At 70.0% G+C, this 15,191-nt stretch carries 15 protein-coding genes; 7 read left to right on the plus strand and 8 right to left on the minus strand.

All coding sequences use genetic code 11. The annotated features are described in order from the left end of the window. Positions 1–46: 46 nt before the first annotated feature. Positions 47–2,548: a DNA translocase FtsK 4TM domain-containing protein gene (locus AB0J90_RS23245; protein WP_363599000.1), complete on the minus strand. Its 2,502-nt coding sequence runs from the start codon at positions 2,546–2,548 to the stop codon at positions 47–49. Positions 2,549–2,742: 194 nt separating this feature from the next. On the opposite strand from AB0J90_RS23245, the gene AB0J90_RS23250 reads away from it, so the two are divergent. The 3 genes from AB0J90_RS23250 (at position 2,743) to AB0J90_RS23260 (ending at position 6,770) form a co-directional block, all read left to right on the plus strand. Beyond that, on the plus strand, positions 2,743–3,213 hold the full coding sequence (locus tag AB0J90_RS23250) for a YbjN domain-containing protein (RefSeq protein ID WP_363599002.1): 471 nt from the start codon (positions 2,743–2,745) through the stop codon (positions 3,211–3,213). A gap of 14 nt (positions 3,214–3,227) precedes the next feature. Next, complete coding sequence (locus tag AB0J90_RS23255) at positions 3,228–5,084, plus strand: HSP90 family protein (RefSeq protein ID WP_363599004.1); 1,857 nt, start codon at positions 3,228–3,230, stop codon at positions 5,082–5,084. 111 nt (positions 5,085–5,195) lie between these two features. After that, positions 5,196–6,770 (plus strand): YbjN domain-containing protein, encoded by a 1,575-nt coding sequence (locus AB0J90_RS23260; protein WP_363599006.1) that lies wholly within the window; start codon positions 5,196–5,198, stop codon positions 6,768–6,770. A gap of 66 nt (positions 6,771–6,836) precedes the next feature. Here AB0J90_RS23260 and AB0J90_RS23265 read toward each other — a convergent pair whose 3' ends face one another. Together AB0J90_RS23265 and AB0J90_RS23270 are read right to left on the minus strand one after the other, a co-directional pair. Then, complete coding sequence (locus AB0J90_RS23265; protein ID WP_363599008.1) at positions 6,837–7,229, minus strand: DUF2784 domain-containing protein; 393 nt, start codon at positions 7,227–7,229, stop codon at positions 6,837–6,839. A gap of 90 nt (positions 7,230–7,319) precedes the next feature. After that, on the minus strand, positions 7,320–8,696 hold the full coding sequence (locus tag AB0J90_RS23270; RefSeq protein ID WP_363599010.1) for an FAD-dependent monooxygenase: 1,377 nt from the start codon (positions 8,694–8,696) through the stop codon (positions 7,320–7,322). A gap of 119 nt (positions 8,697–8,815) precedes the next feature. Here AB0J90_RS23270 and AB0J90_RS23275 point away from each other — a divergent pair, with 119 nt between their 5' ends. After that, a complete protein-coding gene (locus AB0J90_RS23275) occupies positions 8,816–9,169 on the plus strand; it encodes a TraR/DksA C4-type zinc finger protein (protein WP_363599012.1) in 354 nt (117 codons plus the stop codon). 18 nt (positions 9,170–9,187) lie between these two features. Here AB0J90_RS23275 and AB0J90_RS23280 read toward each other — a convergent pair whose 3' ends face one another. Continuing rightward, positions 9,188–10,015, minus strand: coding sequence for a DUF72 domain-containing protein (locus tag AB0J90_RS23280; protein ID WP_363599014.1), 828 nt, complete (start codon positions 10,013–10,015; stop codon positions 9,188–9,190). 207 nt (positions 10,016–10,222) lie between these two features. Between AB0J90_RS23280 and AB0J90_RS23285 the strand changes: the two genes are divergently transcribed. Beyond that, a complete protein-coding gene (locus tag AB0J90_RS23285; RefSeq protein ID WP_363599016.1) occupies positions 10,223–10,816 on the plus strand; it encodes an RNA polymerase sigma factor in 594 nt (197 codons plus the stop codon). Further along, positions 10,803–11,789 (plus strand): CU044_5270 family protein, encoded by a 987-nt coding sequence (locus tag AB0J90_RS23290; RefSeq protein WP_363599018.1) that lies wholly within the window; start codon positions 10,803–10,805, stop codon positions 11,787–11,789. The genes AB0J90_RS23285 and AB0J90_RS23290 overlap by 14 nt, the downstream gene beginning before the upstream one ends. A gap of 90 nt (positions 11,790–11,879) precedes the next feature. On the opposite strand, the gene AB0J90_RS23295 is transcribed toward AB0J90_RS23290, so the two are convergent. The 3 genes from AB0J90_RS23295 to AB0J90_RS23305 are packed head-to-tail and all read right to left on the minus strand — an operon-like array spanning position 11,880 to position 12,862. After that, positions 11,880–12,167 (minus strand): DUF1905 domain-containing protein, encoded by a 288-nt coding sequence (locus AB0J90_RS23295; protein ID WP_363599020.1) that lies wholly within the window; start codon positions 12,165–12,167, stop codon positions 11,880–11,882. Between the two features lie 50 nt (positions 12,168–12,217). Next, positions 12,218–12,556, minus strand: a complete 339-nt coding sequence (locus tag AB0J90_RS23300) for an Imm51 family immunity protein (RefSeq protein ID WP_363599022.1) — start codon at positions 12,554–12,556, stop codon at positions 12,218–12,220. A gap of 42 nt (positions 12,557–12,598) precedes the next feature. Beyond that, the gene (locus tag AB0J90_RS23305) at positions 12,599–12,862 is read right to left on the minus strand and encodes a hypothetical protein (RefSeq protein WP_363599024.1); all 264 of its coding nucleotides are present in this window, start codon (positions 12,860–12,862) and stop codon (positions 12,599–12,601) included. A gap of 273 nt (positions 12,863–13,135) precedes the next feature. Between AB0J90_RS23305 and AB0J90_RS23310 the strand changes: the two genes are divergently transcribed. Further along, positions 13,136–13,816, plus strand: a complete 681-nt coding sequence (locus AB0J90_RS23310) for a hypothetical protein (RefSeq protein ID WP_363599026.1) — start codon at positions 13,136–13,138, stop codon at positions 13,814–13,816. Between the two features lie 118 nt (positions 13,817–13,934). Here AB0J90_RS23310 and AB0J90_RS23315 read toward each other — a convergent pair whose 3' ends face one another. Beyond that, positions 13,935–15,017, minus strand: coding sequence for a right-handed parallel beta-helix repeat-containing protein (locus tag AB0J90_RS23315; RefSeq protein ID WP_363599027.1), 1,083 nt, complete (start codon positions 15,015–15,017; stop codon positions 13,935–13,937). Between the last annotated feature and the right edge of the window lie 174 nt (positions 15,018–15,191).

Raw genomic sequence — 15,191 nt, forward strand, 5'->3', positions numbered from 1 at the left:
CCCTACAACTGCGCCCTACGGCGGAGGGGTGGGGTGGGGGAATGTGTCAGGCGTCGGGATTGTCGCCTTGGAGGGTGGAGAGGACGTCGTCTAGCTCGTCGGGCTTGATCAGGACGTCGCGGGCCTTGGAGCCCTCGGAGGGGCCGACGACGCCACGGGTCTCCATCAGGTCCATCAGACGGCCGGCCTTGGCGAAACCGACCCGCAGCTTGCGCTGCAGCATCGAGGTGGAGCCGAACTGCGAGGTCACCACCAGCTCGATCGCCTGCACGAGTACGTCCAGGTCGTCGCCGATGTCCTCGTCGACCTTCTTCTTCGTGTCCTTGGCCGGGGCGAGCACATCGGAGCGGAACTCCGGCTCACGCTGGTCCTTGCAGAACTTCACGATGTCGCTGATCTCGGACTCGTTGACCCAGGCGCCCTGGATGCGTACCGGCTTGGAGGCGCCCATCGGCAGGAACAGGCCGTCGCCTCGGCCGATCAGCTTCTCCGCGCCGGGCTGGTCGAGGATGACCCGCGAGTCGGCCAGCGAGGAGGTGGCGAACGCCAGCCGGGACGGCACGTTCGCCTTGATCAGACCGGTCACCACGTCGACCGAGGGGCGCTGGGTGGCGAGCACCAGGTGGATGCCGGCGGCGCGGGCGAGCTGGGTGATGCGTACGACCGAGTCCTCCACGTCGCGCGGGGCGACCATCATCAGGTCGGCCAGCTCGTCCACGATCACCAGCAGGTACGGGTACGGCCGGATCTCCCGCTCACTGCCCGGTGGCGGCTTGATCTGTCCGGCCCGGACCTTGCGGTTGTAGTCGTCGATGTGGCGTACCCCGGCGGCGGCGAGGTCGTCGTAGCGCATGTCCATCTCGCGGACCACCCAGTCCAGCGAGTCGGCCGCCTTCTTCGGGTTGGTCACGATCGGGGTGACCAGATGCGGGATCCCCTCGTAGCTGGTCATCTCGACCCGCTTCGGGTCGATCAGCAGTAGCCGTACCTCGTCCGGGGTGGCCCGGCTCAGGATCGACACCAGCAGCGAGTTCAGGCAGGACGACTTGCCCGCACCGGTCGCACCGGCGATCAGGATGTGCGGCATCTTGGCCAGGTTGGCCACCACGTAGCCGCCCTCGATGTCCTTGCCGAGGGCCACCAGCATCGGGTGGTGGTCGTTGCCGGCGGCACGGGAGCGGAGCACGTCACCGAGGGCCACGTCCTCCCGGTCGGTGTTCGGGATCTCCACGCCGACCGCGCTCTTGCCCGGGATCGGGCTGAGGATCCGTACGTCCGGGGACTTGACCGCGTACGCGATGTTGCGGGAGAGCTGGGTGATCCGCTCCACCTTCACGCCGTGGCCGAGTTCCACCTCGTAGCGGGTCACGGTCGGTCCCCGGGTGAAGCCGGTCACCGCGGCGTCCACGTCGAACTGGTCGAAGACTCCGGTGAGTGCGGCGATCACCTCGTCGTTGGCCTTGCTCCGGGTCTTCGGCGCGCTGCCGGTACGCAGCAGGTTCGCCGGTGGCAGTACGTAGTCGCCGCCGAGACCGGTGATGGCGAGCTGTTCGGCGCGGGTCGGCGCGGGCGAGTGCTCGGGCGGCTCGGCGACCTTCCGGGTGGCGGGCACCTTCGCGGGCGGTTTGCGGGGCACCGGGACCGGCTCGTCGGGGAACTCGTCCGCACCGTACCCGTCGGTTTCGGTGGCGGATCCGACCCGGCTGCCGGTGCGGCGCCGGGACGGCCGGCGGCGGGCCGGGGTTTCCTCCTCGTCCTCGTCCGCCTCGTCGATCTCGTCGTCGGTGAGGGTGCTGCCGCCGCCGCGACCGGTGACCGCCTCGGCGAACAGCCCCAACCGCTCGGGGACCTTGTTGATCGGCGTCGCGGTGACCACGAGCAGCCCGAAGAGGACCAGCAGCACCAGCAGCGGTACGGCCACCCACGGGGTGACCGCGTTCTCCAGCGTCTGGCCGATGCCGGCGCCGATCAGCCCACCGGCGTAGTCGCGTTCGAGGTTGTTGGCCGGGTGGTGGCCGATGTGCAGCAGGCCGCCGGTGCCCAGGATGAGCGCCGACCAGCCGACCAGTCCACGGCCGCGGTGCTCCGCCTCGCTCGGGCTGCGCATCAGCCGGATCGCACCGATGAGCAGCAACAGCGGCAGGACCACGGAGATCGCGCCGAGGAAGAGCCGTACGGTGTCGGCCAGCCGGGTGCCGAGCGGCCCGGCGGAGGAGAACCAGACCGCGACCGCGGTCAGGATGGACAGGCCGAGCATGAGCAGCCCGGCGCCGTCGCGGCGGTGTTCCGGGTCGAGTTCGCGGGCGGTGGCCGCCTGGCGGCCGGCCGCGCGGAACGCCCAGCCGACACCGTGTGCCAGTCCCATCCACATCGTGTTGACCGCGCGCCCGACGTAGACCGCCGGTGAGGTGCGGACGGGTCGTCGGCTGGCCGCACGGGCGCGGGCAGCCGGCTGGGCACGCGTGCCCTGTCGGGTACGGGAAGGTGCGGCGCCGCGCGTCGACGACCCGCTTCGGCGCCGGTTCGCCTGAGGGGTACGGCCCGCCATAAGGTCACACGTTAGCCCTGCCGTCACGGATATCCGCGCTTTTACCGGTCGTGTCCGCCCCCGGTCCGGCGCAACGTCACAGTCGGTACGGTCGAACGAGCTGGACGGTCCGGCCGAACTATGCCGGCTCGCGTGATCCGCCTAACATCACGGGCAGACCAAGCAACCCATCTCGCCGTAACGGGGGACGTCGCATGTCATCGCCGGGTTTGCCGCACTCTCCGGAGGAGCCGGCCGAGGCCGGGCAGTTGCAGACGCTGCAACCGCTGACCAACGACCTCATCGCGGCGGTGCTCAGTGCCCGAGGCTTCTCCTTCTACACCGACGGCGACGGTGACCTGGTCGGCAGGTGGGACGACAACCTGATCTACTTCTTCCGACTCGGCCCGGACGGTGAACTGCTCCAGGTGCGCACGATGGCCGCGACCACGTTCCCGATCGACCGGGTGCCGGAGCTGTACGCGTTCTGCAACTCGTGGAACCACGACCGGTTGTGGCCCAAGGCGTTCGTACACGTCAACGACGACGGCAGTGCGCGGGTCTGCGGCGAGGTGACCGCCGACCTGGCCCAGGGCGTGACGTTGCACCAACTCGACCAGCTGATCAACTGTGGCATCTCGACCGGTTGCCAGCTCGCCGAGTCCGCCGCCGAACTGCGACCCTGAGCGCGGGATCCACCATGGAGCAACGGTTCCGGGTCGACCTGCGCGGCATAGTCGACCTGCTCAGCCAACACCTGTACAGCAGCCCCCGGGTCTACGCCCGCGAGCTGTTGCAGAACGCCGCCGACGCGATCACCGCCCGGCGGGCGCTGCCCCCTGACGCCGACCCGGCGCCCGAGCCGGGGCGGGTCGTTTTCGAGATCGACCCGGACGGCACGCTCCGGGTGCACGACAACGGCGTCGGGCTGACCGAGCCCGAGGTGCACACCTTCCTGGCCAGCGTCGGGCGTACCTCGAAACGCGACGAGTTGGGCTTCGCCCGGCAGGATTTCCTCGGCCAGTTCGGCATCGGCCTGCTCTCCTGTTTCATGGTCGCCGACACCATCGAGGTGGTGTCCCGCTCGGTCACCGGCACCCCGGCGGTGCGCTGGACCGGGCACGCCGACGGGCGGTACACGGTGGCGGTGGACGACGCGGCCCGGCCGCACATCGGCACCACCGTGACCCTGCGGCCGCGGCCCGGTGGGGCGCACTGGTTCGCACCGGACCAGGTCGCGGACCTGGTCAGGGCGTACGGGCACCTGCTCGACGTGGAGGTGCTCCGGCACGCCCCGGGCACGGACGAGCTGCGGCTGACCGAGACGCAGGCGCCGTGGGAGGTCGACCACGAAGACCCGGACGTACGCCGCGCGGCGCTGCTCGACTACGGGGCGCAGCTGCTCGGCAGCCGCCCGATGGACGTGATCGACCTGCGGATGCCCGAGGCCGGTCTGGTCGGTGTCGGTTTCGTGCTGCCGACCGCGAACACGGTCCAGGCCGGCGGGCACCGGGTCTACCTGAAGCGGATGCTGCTCACCGAGAACGCGGTCGGGCTGGTCCCGGAGTGGGCGTTCTTCGTCCGCTGCGTGGTCGACACGTCGGTGCTGCGGCCCACCGCCAGCCGCGAGGGTCTCTACGACGACGACCTGCTGTCCCAGGTGCAGGAGTCGCTCGGCGGGCAGATCCGGGACTGGTTGCTGGACCTGTCGGTGCACCACCCGGACCGGCTCGCCGCCTTCCTGCGGGTGCACCACCTCGGGGTGAAGGCGCTCGCCGTACGCGACGACGAGATGCTGCGCCTGGTCGACGCCGGACTGCCGTTCGAAACAAGCCGGGGCACGATGACCCTGCGTGCCTTCCGGCGGGGCGCCACCGTGCTGCGGTACGCCGAGACGGTCGACGAGTTCCGCGCCCTCGCCGCGATCGCCAGTGCCGCCGGCACTCCCCTGGTCAACGCCGGTTACGCGTACGACACGGAGATCCTGGAGCGGCTGCACCGGATCGACCGGTCGGTCACCGCACGGCGGTTGGATCCGGGTGAGCTGGCCGCCCGGCTGGAGCCGCTGCCGGTCGAGCAGGAGGCGGAACTGGCGACGTTCCTGGGCGTCGCCCGGGGCGTACTGGCCGAGTTCGGCTGTGTGCCGCTGATCCGCCAGTTCGACCCGGTCACCGTACCGGCGCTCTATGTGGTGAGCCGGCGGGCGCACGAGCAGGAGACGGTGCACCGCAACCTGGCGCAGGCCGACGAGCTCTGGTCCGATGTGCTCTCCGCCTTCGCCGAGGTGGAGATCGAGCACCGCCCGGAGCTGGTGTTCAACTGGCGGCATCCGCTGATCCGGCGGATCACCGCGGGCCCGCCCGGCGCCACCCTCCGCCACGGCATCGAGGCCCTGTACGGGCAGGCGCTGCTCGCCGGCCACCACCCGCTACGCGCGGTCGACACCGCCGCCCTGAACCGGTCGTTTCTCGCGCTGCTCGACCGCGCCTTCTCCGGCCCGCCGGCCGGTACGGGCGCGGTCGCGGCAGCGGACCCGCCCCCCGAGGAGATCCCATGAACACCCCCCTCTCGTACCGCGTGGACGCAGCGTGAGCGAGCGAAGCGAGCGAATCAGCAAGGTCAGCGCCAGGTTGGCTCATGCTGCCGGTGAGCGCAGCGAGGCGGCGGCATGAGTGAGCAGGAAGAGCTGGTCGAGGCGCTGGAGGACGCGCGGGACCTGCCGGACGGCGACGGCAAGATCGCCGAGCTGGAGCGGATCGTGGCGCACGCCGACGCCGCCGGCAACGTACGGCTCGGCTTCGATGCCCGGTTCGCCGTGATCGACGCGTACAACAACCACACCGAGCGGTGGCGGATGCTGCCGCCGTTCAGTTGGTGCCTGGCCGCCTTCGACCGTGACCCGTCGCTGTTCGACGACTGGGACGCGGAGATGCTGCGCTGGTACCACAAGTGGGCGATCGCCGCGCTGCGCAGCACACCCAGGGTGGGACTGGTGCAGACCCAGGCGGCCCTGGACGACCTGGAACGCCGGTTCAAGGCCGGCGGGCGCAGCCTGCAGGCGGTCTACAACCTGCGTTGCCGGGTCGCCGACCATCTCGGTGACGAGGCCGGGGCGCGGGAGTGGCTGGCCAAGTGGCGCGGCGCCCGCCGGGACGAGAACAGCGACTGCGCGGGTTGCGACCCGTCCCGCCAGGCCGAGCTGCTGGCCGGCTGGGGCGAGTGGGAGGCGGCGGTCGACACCGTCGAGCCGGTGCTCTCCGGTGCGCTCGGTTGCGCCGAGCAGCCGGAGAAGGCCCTGGTCACGGTGCTGATCGCGTACCTGCGGCTGGGTCGCTACGACGAGGCGGCCCAGGCGCACGTGCGGGCGTACCGCCGGCACCGGCACGAGCGGGACGCGTTCCCGTTCCTCGCCGAGCACCTGCGGTTCTGCGCGTTGACCGGTCAGCACGAGCGCGGGCTGGAGATCCTCGGCACCCACCTCGGCTGGCTGGACCGGCCGTACGACGAGTCCTCGGCGATGGAGTTCTCCGCCGCGGGCGCGCTGGTCTGCCGGCTGGCCGCGGAGGCCGGCGTCGACCGCAAGATCCAACGCCCGGAGTACGGCGAACGCGCCGCCGCCGAGCTGTCCCTGACGGCGCTCGGTGCCGATCTCGTGGCCACCGCGCAGGATCTCGCCGGACGGTTCGACGCCCGCAACGGCTCCAGCCACCAGTCCGGGCGGATGGCCGCGTGGCTGGCCGAGCGGCCGGTCGACGCGCCGGTGGTGCTGCCGCCGGACGAGCCGCCGGGCGACTGGGCGATGCCGTCCGCGCTGCCGCCGGAGGGGCGGCAGGACGTGGTGGCGCCGCTGCGGATCGAGGGCATCGTCGCGGTGTTGCAGGAACGCGGCGACCACTACCTGGTGGACGAGGACGGCACGGTCGGCGGGCGCTGGGGCACCGCCGTGATCCAGTTCCAGCAGATCGGTGAGCGGCAGGAGATCCTGCACGCGCGGGTGATCGCCGACCGCCGGCTGGAGGCGGACCGGCTGGCCGAGGCGTACGAGTTCTGCAACTCGTGGAACCACGACCAGTTGCTGCCGAAGGCGTACGTGCACGACACCGGCGAGGGCGAGTTGATCATCGCTGGTGACGTGACCACCGACCTGGAACACGGCGTCAGTGCCCCCCAGTTGGCCGCCCTCATCAACGCCACCGTAGCCACCGGCGCCGCCTTCGCCGACGCCGTAACCAACCTCCCCTAAACCCCACCCAAGCCCGCGTTGATCATGAAGTTAGCGCATCGGGAAGGCCGATTTCTTGCGCTAACTTCATGATCGACGGGTTGGGTCGGGGTGGGGGTGGGGGATTCGGCGGCGGCGGAGGGCGAAGACTGTCCAGGAGGTGGCGATCAGTAGGGCGAGCAGGGTCTGGGCCAGGGCGGTGAACCGGGCGGGATAGAGCACTCCTTCGACGTACCGGTCGATGAAACCCTGGGTGGTCGCGGCGCCGGACTCACCGGCCTGACGTCTCGACCAGTGCTCGGCGTAGGTCAGCGGGCAGACCAGCTTGCCCACGACGACCGTCACCCCCCAGACCGCGGCGGCCAGATGCGGCCAGATCGTCCAGCGCCAGTGCCAGGCCACGAACCCACCGAACACCAGGTAGGCCAGAAAGCCGAAATGCACCACCAGGATCACCGTGGTCAACAACCGATAGCCCATGTACGCCTCCGCAGGCCAGGCTACGCAGCAACGGCCGGCGAATCCTGGGTACGCGAACTCAGACCCGCGCGCCGCGGCAGAGCCGTTCGGTCACACGTGGGTGTCCGCCGGGGCGCTGTCGCTGGGGTCGGTCGCACGAGTGCCGCGCAACATTCCACGTAGCACCCGCAGCATGATGCCCGGTGCCAGCAGACTGGTCGGCGGGTCGATCAGGTTCAGGACCCGCAGGAACGCCGCCCCGAGTACGGCGTCGGTCGTGGCCGCCCGGTGCAGCCGGTGGACGTACGCGTTGACGAACCGCACCTTCGCCGTACGGGGGCCGACCACCTCGGGAAACCGCAGGTCGGTGCCGACCGCTATCGACCAGGGCGCGTCGATCAGCCTCGCGGCACCCCGGAAGAACCGCCGAGCCAGATCGTCCGTGCCACCCGCGAGCAGTTGCCGCAGCAGCAGCGCCTCCAGGCTCGCCACGGTCATGCCCTGGCCGTAGATCGGGTTGAAGCTGCACACGGCGTCGGCCACCACCAGGTAGCCGTCGGGGAAACGGCGCAGGCGCTCGTACCGTCTGCGGATGCTCGCCGGGAAGCGCATCTTCACCGGTTCGCCCGTCGGGACCGCGGTACGCAGCACCTCGGCGAACTCCGGCGCGACGAGCTTCCCGGCGTACTCGGCCATACCCTCGTCGTCGGTGGGCGGCTCCTCGCCGAGTGTGCCGGCGAAGGCGACCGCGAACTGGTCGTCCTCCCGGGCCGCGATGATCGCCGAGCGCGGGCTGCCCGGCACGGCATTGGTCAGCACTCCCAGCAGCCCGCCGATGTGGTGCGGTTCCCGGCGGTAGGTGCGGGTCACGTAGGTGACGTCCACGCGTACCAGCTCCTCGGCCGGGCGCGGGTAGCCGAGCTGGTCCAACCAGACCGGCGTACGGGAGGCGCGGCCCCCGGCGTCCACCACCAGGTCGGCGTCGATCGTGTACGCCTCGTCCTCGTCGGCGCCGTGCGGCAGCACCCGTACGCCGGTGATCCTGCTGTTGTCCGGGGTGGCGGTGATGCCCAGCACCTCGGTCGTGGCGAGGAACTCGACACCCGGCAGCGCCGCCACCCGTGCCCGTACGGCGTGCTCCAGCAGAGGCCGGCCGATGCCGACCGCGTACAGGGACGAGGGTCGGCGGCGCATCAGGTAGCCGTCGTTGTACCAGTTGACCTGCCCGTTCAGGTCCACCAGCGGTGCACCGCCCGAGTGGAGTTCGTCGGTCAGGCCGGGGAACAGCTCCTCGAACGCCTCCCGGCCACGGGCCAGCAGGACGTGCAACTGCCGGCCCTGCGGCACCCCGCGCCGGTTCGCCGGCTGGGTCGGCAACCGGTCCCGGTCGATGACCACGATCCTGGCGTACGTCTCACTGAGTGCGCGGGCCGCGAGCAGCCCGCCCATGCTCCCGCCGACCACCACGGCGCTGCCAGTGGATGCCATGCGCAGCACTCTATGTGCCGAGTCCATTGCATTCCGTCTTCGACGTTGCGCACTCGGCGTTGCCCACTCGGCCGGGGTCACCCACCTGCCACGCCGTACGCTCGTCTGATGGAAGCGCCATGAACGGGGAAGACGCCTCGGTCCGCGAGGTGCTGCTGCAACTACGCGAGCAGGCCGAGGCCCAGGCCGAGGCACTCGACGGCGACCTGCGGAACCTGTTCGAGGCATCCCGGTCGTCCAACGCCGACGACGAGCACGACCCGGAGGGGTCCACGATCGCGTTCGAACGGGCCCAGCTCACCGCCGTACTGGACGCGGCACGCCGACAGCTCGCCGAACTCGACGTCGCGCTGCAACGGCTCGACGATGGGACGTACGGCGTGTGCGAGGGGTGCGCGCGTCCGATTCCCGTCGAGCGGCTTGCCGTACGCCCCTCGGCCCGTACCTGTGTGACCTGCGCCAACCGGCGCTGACGGGGCCTTCGGGGGCGGTCAGAAGAGGGTCAGCGGCTCGGCCGGGATCGGTTCGGGAAGCGCGTCGAGTTCGGGTACGCGTGCCCGTACCTCGTCGTGGAAGCGGCGGGCGAGCAGCGGCGCGTCGGCGTTGTCCGGGGTGTGGATGAACATGGTCGGCGAGCGGCCCTCGCGCAGCCAACCGGCGACGATCCCGACCCACGGCTGCCAGCCCTCGACCGTCCGCGCCTCGGCGTCCCGGCCCAGGTAGCGGACGATCGGCCGGTCGGTCAGCGCACGCGTACGCAGCGGCATCCGTGGCTTCTTGGTCCACGCGTCCCGCTCCGCGTCGCTGGTCGGCGGGCTGCGGAAGAAGGCGGTGGTGTCGAACGGGATCCACTCGGTGGCCGTGTCGGCAAGCACCCCTTCGAGCAGCCGCACCGCGCGGGGCTCCTCGAAGAACGCGGGGTGACGGACCTCGACGGCGTACCGGTGGGTGTCGGGCAGGCCGCGCAGGAAGCTGGCGAGGGTGGGAACCTCGGCGGGACCGAACGAACCCGGCAGTTGGATCCAGAGCGCGTGGGCGCGCGGACCGAGTGGCTCGATCGCGTCCAGGAAGGTCCGCAGCGGCTCGTCGACGTCGCTGAGCCGGCGTTCGTGCGTGATGGGCTTCGGCAGCTTGACCACGAACCGGAATTCGGGATCGGTCTGCTGCGCCCAGGTGACCACGGTGTCCCTGGCCGGAGTCGCGTAGAACGTGGTGTTCCCCTCGACCGCGTTGCACCAGCTGGCATAGTGCCGCAGGCGCTCGTGGGACGGAAGTGGATGCGGCAGCACACGTCCCTGCCATGACTTCAGACTCCACATCGCGCATCCCACGTGCAGGCGCAAGACCCCGACCCCTCCCCTGGACACACCGAACTGCTCGGACCCTATCGGGCAATGACGGGTGAGAGAGATTCGTACCCCAATGGGAGAGCCGATGACACATCCACCAGGCCGGACGGCCCGCGCGCGGGCTGCGGCGTACCCGCCGCCGGGTCGACCATGACGGCCGGCGCGGCCGAGGCTGACGTGAGGACGGGCACGGTCGGTGACCACGAGCTGATCCGGTCCTCCTGGGCCGACCCGGAACGGTTCGCCGGGATCTTCGACCGCCACGCCGAGGCGATCCACCGATACCTGGCTCGCCGGATCGGCCGTTCGTTCGCGGACGACCTCACCGCCGAGACGTTCCTGGTCGCGTTCCGCGGTCGCGAACGCTACGACGTCTCGCACCCTGACGCGCGACCCTGGCTGTACGGCATCGCCGCCAACCTGCTCCGCCGGGAACAGCGCACTGAGGTACGCCAGTACCGGGCGCTCGCCCGTACCGGAGTCGACCCGGTGGGAGACGGCGACACGGACCGGGTGCTGGCCCGGGTCGCCGCCGAGGACCACGTCCGCAAACTCGCCGCGGTGCTGGCCCGGCTGTCCGTACGCGAGCGGGAGGTGCTGACGCTCGTCGGCCAGGCGCAACTGAGCTATCCGGAGGTCGCCCGCGCCCTCGGCATCCCCGTCGGGACCGTCCGCTCCCGCCTGCACAGCGCCCGTCGACGCATCCGTGAAGCGCTCCGCGACCACCCAGAACTGGACCTGACGAACGGGGCCGACGATGAACGAGCTTGACCTGATGTCCGGCTTCCGAGCCGACCTGGCGTCGGCGGAACCCGACGCGTTGGCCCGTGCCCGTACCCGGCTGCTCGCCGAGGCCACGGCGCCCGCGGGTCGCGTACGGCCGGTGGCCCGGTGGGGGTGGCGGCTGGCACCGGCGGTCGGCCTGGCGCTCGCCGTCGTGGTCGGGCTGGTGGCGGTCAACCTCGGTACGCCGCGCCCGGACGTGACCGGCCCGTCGACGACCACCCTCGACGCCCGTACGGTGCTGGAACTGGCGGCGGCGAAGGCGCGGGAGACGCCCTCGGTCACCCCCCGACCAGACCAGTTCGTGTACGTCGAGTCCGTCATCGTGCTCAGCGGCGGGTACGTTCCGCCCGTCCGCAAGCACCGACAGTTGTGGATGCCGGTGGACGGCACCCGCGACGGCTGGCTCGACGAGCGGTCCGAGGATCCGGGGAATCAGGGGCGACCCGACCTGCACGGCCCGCTCCTGACCCTCTGCCCCGAGCAGGGGCCGGACTGCCTTCGGCCCGCGTACGTGCCGGGGCTGCCGACGAAGACCGACGAGATGCGTCAGTACCTGGTGGCGAACAGTTCGGGTGAGCATCCACAGGACCAGCGGGTGTTCGAGCTGTTCTGCGAGATCGTCCAGGGGCAGTACCTGCCGGCGCCGGTGTTGGCCGCCCTGTTCGAAGCGGTCGCGACCCTGCCCGGAGTCGTCGTGATCCCGGACGCGGTCGACGCGGCCGGCCGGCACGGCGTCGGCGTGGCGAGGACGACCGACGGGCTCGGCTCGGCGCTGATCTTCGATCCGACGACCCACGAGTATCTCGGCAGCCAGGACGTGAAGGTGGTTCCGACCGGCCCGGCGACGACCACGGCCGGGCCGACACCGGGGCCCCCGACGCTGGTGCCGAACGAACGTGGGTGGGCCGAAGCCCGGACCAGGATCGCCATCGTCGACCGGGTACGCCAGGTGCCGTGAAGCGGACCCGCTGACCGACCGTACGGCGGCACAACGGACACGGGGCCGGTATGCCGCCGTACGGTCAGACGTCCACGACGAGGCGTACGGTCAGACGTCCACGACGAGGCGTACGGTCACCACGTCGCCCAGCTCAAGCCCCTCGGCCTTGCGTACCCACGCCTTCACCGGGACGAGGTACCGCCCGTCCTTCGGGAACAGCGACGTCTTCCAACCGGTAGCACCGATCTGCGCCGCGACCGGGATCATGCCCCAGCCGTACGTCACCAGGCCCGAGGCCGCCTCCAGCGCACCGCACTCCTCGTCCGCGACGGTGACGAAGTGCCACGGCGACGGGCCCTTCCAGAACCACATCTCGCCCCTGAACTCCAGCTCCACGTGACGAGGATAGGAGCCGGACGGTTACGGGACCGGCAACGGAACCCTGGTCAGTCGTCGAACTCGAATCCGTTCGCCTCGGCGTCGGCGACGAGCTGCCGGATGCGCTCGGGATCCGTCGCCACGACGGTCATCCGGGTGGCCAACTCCTCCAGTGCGGCCTTGTCCGTACCGTAGGCGACGAACATGCCGCCCTCCGGGTCGTACGCGAAACGCCCTTCCAGGGTCGGCGCCTCGTTGCTGACCAGCAGCTGGGCGACGCCTTCCCAGAAGTACCCGTTGGGTTCGTGACCGAGTTCCGCGACCACGTCGTCCACGTCCGTGGTGCCGGCGTTCAGCAACAGGGAGAACTTGCCCGGGGTCAGCTCGTGCAGCCGCATCGGAGACATGGCGGCGATTCTGTCACGGGCACCGGTGACGCCCGGTCGGCGTCAGCTGATCGGCGGCGGGGTCACTCCCCCGCACGGTCCCTTGGTGAAGACCAGGTATCCGGACTGCGTACCGAGCCGGAGTTCCTGCCCGTCGCAGTTGATGCTGTAGCTGCCCTTCCAGATGGTGCGGGCCGAGTCGGCGTACCAGGTGTGCAGGCAGAGGTTGCCGGCCGGGCAGGGGTACAGGGCCTGGGCCGGTGCGCTGGGGATCAGGGCGGTGACGCCGATGGCGAGCACCAGCGCGACGAAGACACGACGCAGCATGTTCTCTCTCCCTTGGTCAGCCGCGCCAGCATCGCGTCAGTCCACTTCGGACCGGCGAAGCTGGCAACTGGCTGGGATTTTTCAGCACCGATCGACACCTGACAATCGGTCGGCTTCCCGGTTCGGAGAGTCCTCGTGATTGCCCAGATCGCCTCGCGCCACAGCAGACCCGACAAATGAGATTCAAGCTCCACGAGGCGCGGCACTTGACCTCAACGTTTGTTGGGGTTTTACCGTCGACTCCGTACCAGCCGTTCTCTGGAGGAGTCGACCGTGCGTATCACCGACCAACTTCCCGATCTCACCCGTACGGATGTGGGTGTTGCCCTCTCCAGCGAGTGGGTGCTCGGCACGCCCGATCGGCAGCGAGCAGCGGCGGACGCGATCGTCTCCGCCTGGCAGGACGCCCCGTGGCCGGCCGGACTGCTGTCGTACTCGATCTACCTGGACACCGACGGCAAGTTGCTCCGGCACTACTCGCAATGGGCGGACAAGGCCGCGTTCGAGCAGTTCACCCACGACGGTCGCGCGGCCCGGGTCGACCGGATCGACGCGGCGGTGCCCGGCATCGAGCGGCGCGACCTGGCCCGGTACCGGATCTACCGGGGCAACCGGGCCGACGACGGCCGGATCACGGGCGCGGTGGTCGCGGTACGCGTCGACACCGACGGCCTCGAACGCTCGCGGGTCTGGATCGACGCGGTGTTCGAGGCGCTCGACGCGGACGGGAACCTGCCCGCCGGTGGCATCGGAGCCTTCTTCCACATCAGCGACGACGGTACCCACGTGTTGAACTACGCCGAGTGGACGAGCCCCGAGGCACACCTGGAAGCCCTGGCCGCCAACGGCAACGCCATCTCGAAGGGCCCACTCTGGGACCGGGTCCGAACCATGGAAGGCGTACGCCAGATAAGCGTCAACCGCTACCGCCTACACCAAACCCTAACCCCCTAACCCCCACCCTCTCCCCACACAGAACAGCGCGACGATCTTGCACTTGTGGCGTCACGCAAACCCGGATCATTGACCTGATACGGGCGCCACAAGTGCAAGATCGCCGATGGAACTGGTGTTACCAGGGCCTGGTCGAGACGTACGAGTTGGTGCCGCTGAAGGTGATCGGGTCACTCGAGCAGCCGTAGAGGTTGGCGTCGGTCGCGGCGTCATGCCCCCACAGTCGCACCCGCACGATGCTGATCGAGCCCTGGCCGTCCTCGTTCCAGCTGTCATTGTTGTACGTGGTGGTGCCGACCTTGTTCGCGGAGAAGATCCCGTTCGTGCTGCACCCCTCCGTGGTGTACCGCCAGTCGCTGAAGATCGCGTACGAGCCGGTCTTCCAGAACATGTTGGCGTCCACGATCGTGTTGTTCGCACGGTTGCGCGTCCGCACCGGATCGCCCGAGATCAGCTCGAACCTGTTGCCGTAGATGGTGGTGTTGCTCCCGTAGTTGGCGACGTACACGCCGTGTATCTCGGCGACGCCGGTGCCGGCACTGTTCTCCAGGTTCTGGAACAGGTTGCCCTCGACCCGTAGCCGCGTCGTGTACGTCGCGTGTACGCCGCCGTAGCCGTTGCCGGGCCCGGCCTGGTACTTGCTGCCGAGGCGTCGGAACGTGTTGCCGCTGACGTTCAGCGCGTCAAGCGGGTTGGCCGCTGTTCCGTTGGCCCGGATGCCACCGTTGCGGCAGTTCTGGTACGTCTGATCGGAGATGCGGACGTTGTCGGCGGAGACGATCACGCCGTACTCGGTGTTGGGGCTGTTGTCCTCGAACAAGCCGCAGTCGATCACGGCCGCGGCGCCAACCCCGGCGATCGTGAGCTGCCCGCCCGGAGGTGACCAGTCCACCTTGATCGGCGCGGTCGGCTGGTAGAGGCCGTCCGCCAGGAGCACCTTCGCGTTCTTCACCTTCCGGGCGCGCAGGATCGCCTGCGCCTCCTCGATCGAGGAAACGGCGGTGTCGCCGGTGAGTCCGGCACGGCTGCCCATCGACTTGGCGCTGGCGGTGCCCGAAGGGCTCACGTACACGGTCAGCTGATCGACTGGGGCGGCGCTCGCCGGCAGCGACGGCAGCACACCCGCGAGCGCGACGCACGCCGCACCGGCCACCAGGAAGGCGCGTCGGCTGACACCCGTCCGTTGCCAAACTCTCCTCATTGCCATCCCCGCTCTGTTCATCGGCGACCTTCGGTCCGTCGCCCCCTCGTGCCGATGAAACTAGGTGCATGATCTGCAACGCCTCTTGCAACCACCTTGAATCCCCTGCTCACTCCCCCTCCCTCAACCGGCCCCCCAGCAACAGGTCGCACCGGCGCGTCAGCGGATCTTCAA

Origin of the sequence: Micromonospora sp. NPDC049523 (assembly GCF_040676775.1) — a bacterium.
GTDB lineage: Bacteria > Actinomycetota > Actinomycetes > Mycobacteriales > Micromonosporaceae > Micromonospora_G.

Coding starts and splice junctions, on each gene's coding strand:
- AB0J90_RS23250 (WP_363599002.1), top strand. CDS start 2,743: ATGTCATCGCCGGGTTTGCCGCACTCTCCGGAGGAGCCGGCCGAGGCC.
- AB0J90_RS23280 (WP_363599014.1), bottom strand. CDS start 10,015: ATGTGGAGTCTGAAGTCATGGCAGGGACGTGTGCTGCCGCATCCACTT.
- AB0J90_RS23275 (WP_363599012.1), top strand. CDS start 8,816: ATGAACGGGGAAGACGCCTCGGTCCGCGAGGTGCTGCTGCAACTACGC.
- AB0J90_RS23260 (WP_363599006.1), top strand. CDS start 5,196: ATGAGTGAGCAGGAAGAGCTGGTCGAGGCGCTGGAGGACGCGCGGGAC.
- AB0J90_RS23290 (WP_363599018.1), top strand. CDS start 10,803: ATGAACGAGCTTGACCTGATGTCCGGCTTCCGAGCCGACCTGGCGTCG.
- AB0J90_RS23305 (WP_363599024.1), bottom strand. CDS start 12,862: ATGCTGCGTCGTGTCTTCGTCGCGCTGGTGCTCGCCATCGGCGTCACC.
- AB0J90_RS23245 (WP_363599000.1), bottom strand. CDS start 2,548: ATGGCGGGCCGTACCCCTCAGGCGAACCGGCGCCGAAGCGGGTCGTCG.
- AB0J90_RS23300 (WP_363599022.1), bottom strand. CDS start 12,556: ATGTCTCCGATGCGGCTGCACGAGCTGACCCCGGGCAAGTTCTCCCTG.
- AB0J90_RS23255 (WP_363599004.1), top strand. CDS start 3,228: ATGGAGCAACGGTTCCGGGTCGACCTGCGCGGCATAGTCGACCTGCTC.
- AB0J90_RS23270 (WP_363599010.1), bottom strand. CDS start 8,696: ATGGCATCCACTGGCAGCGCCGTGGTGGTCGGCGGGAGCATGGGCGGG.
- AB0J90_RS23315 (WP_363599027.1), bottom strand. CDS start 15,017: ATGAGGAGAGTTTGGCAACGGACGGGTGTCAGCCGACGCGCCTTCCTG.
- AB0J90_RS23265 (WP_363599008.1), bottom strand. CDS start 7,229: ATGGGCTATCGGTTGTTGACCACGGTGATCCTGGTGGTGCATTTCGGC.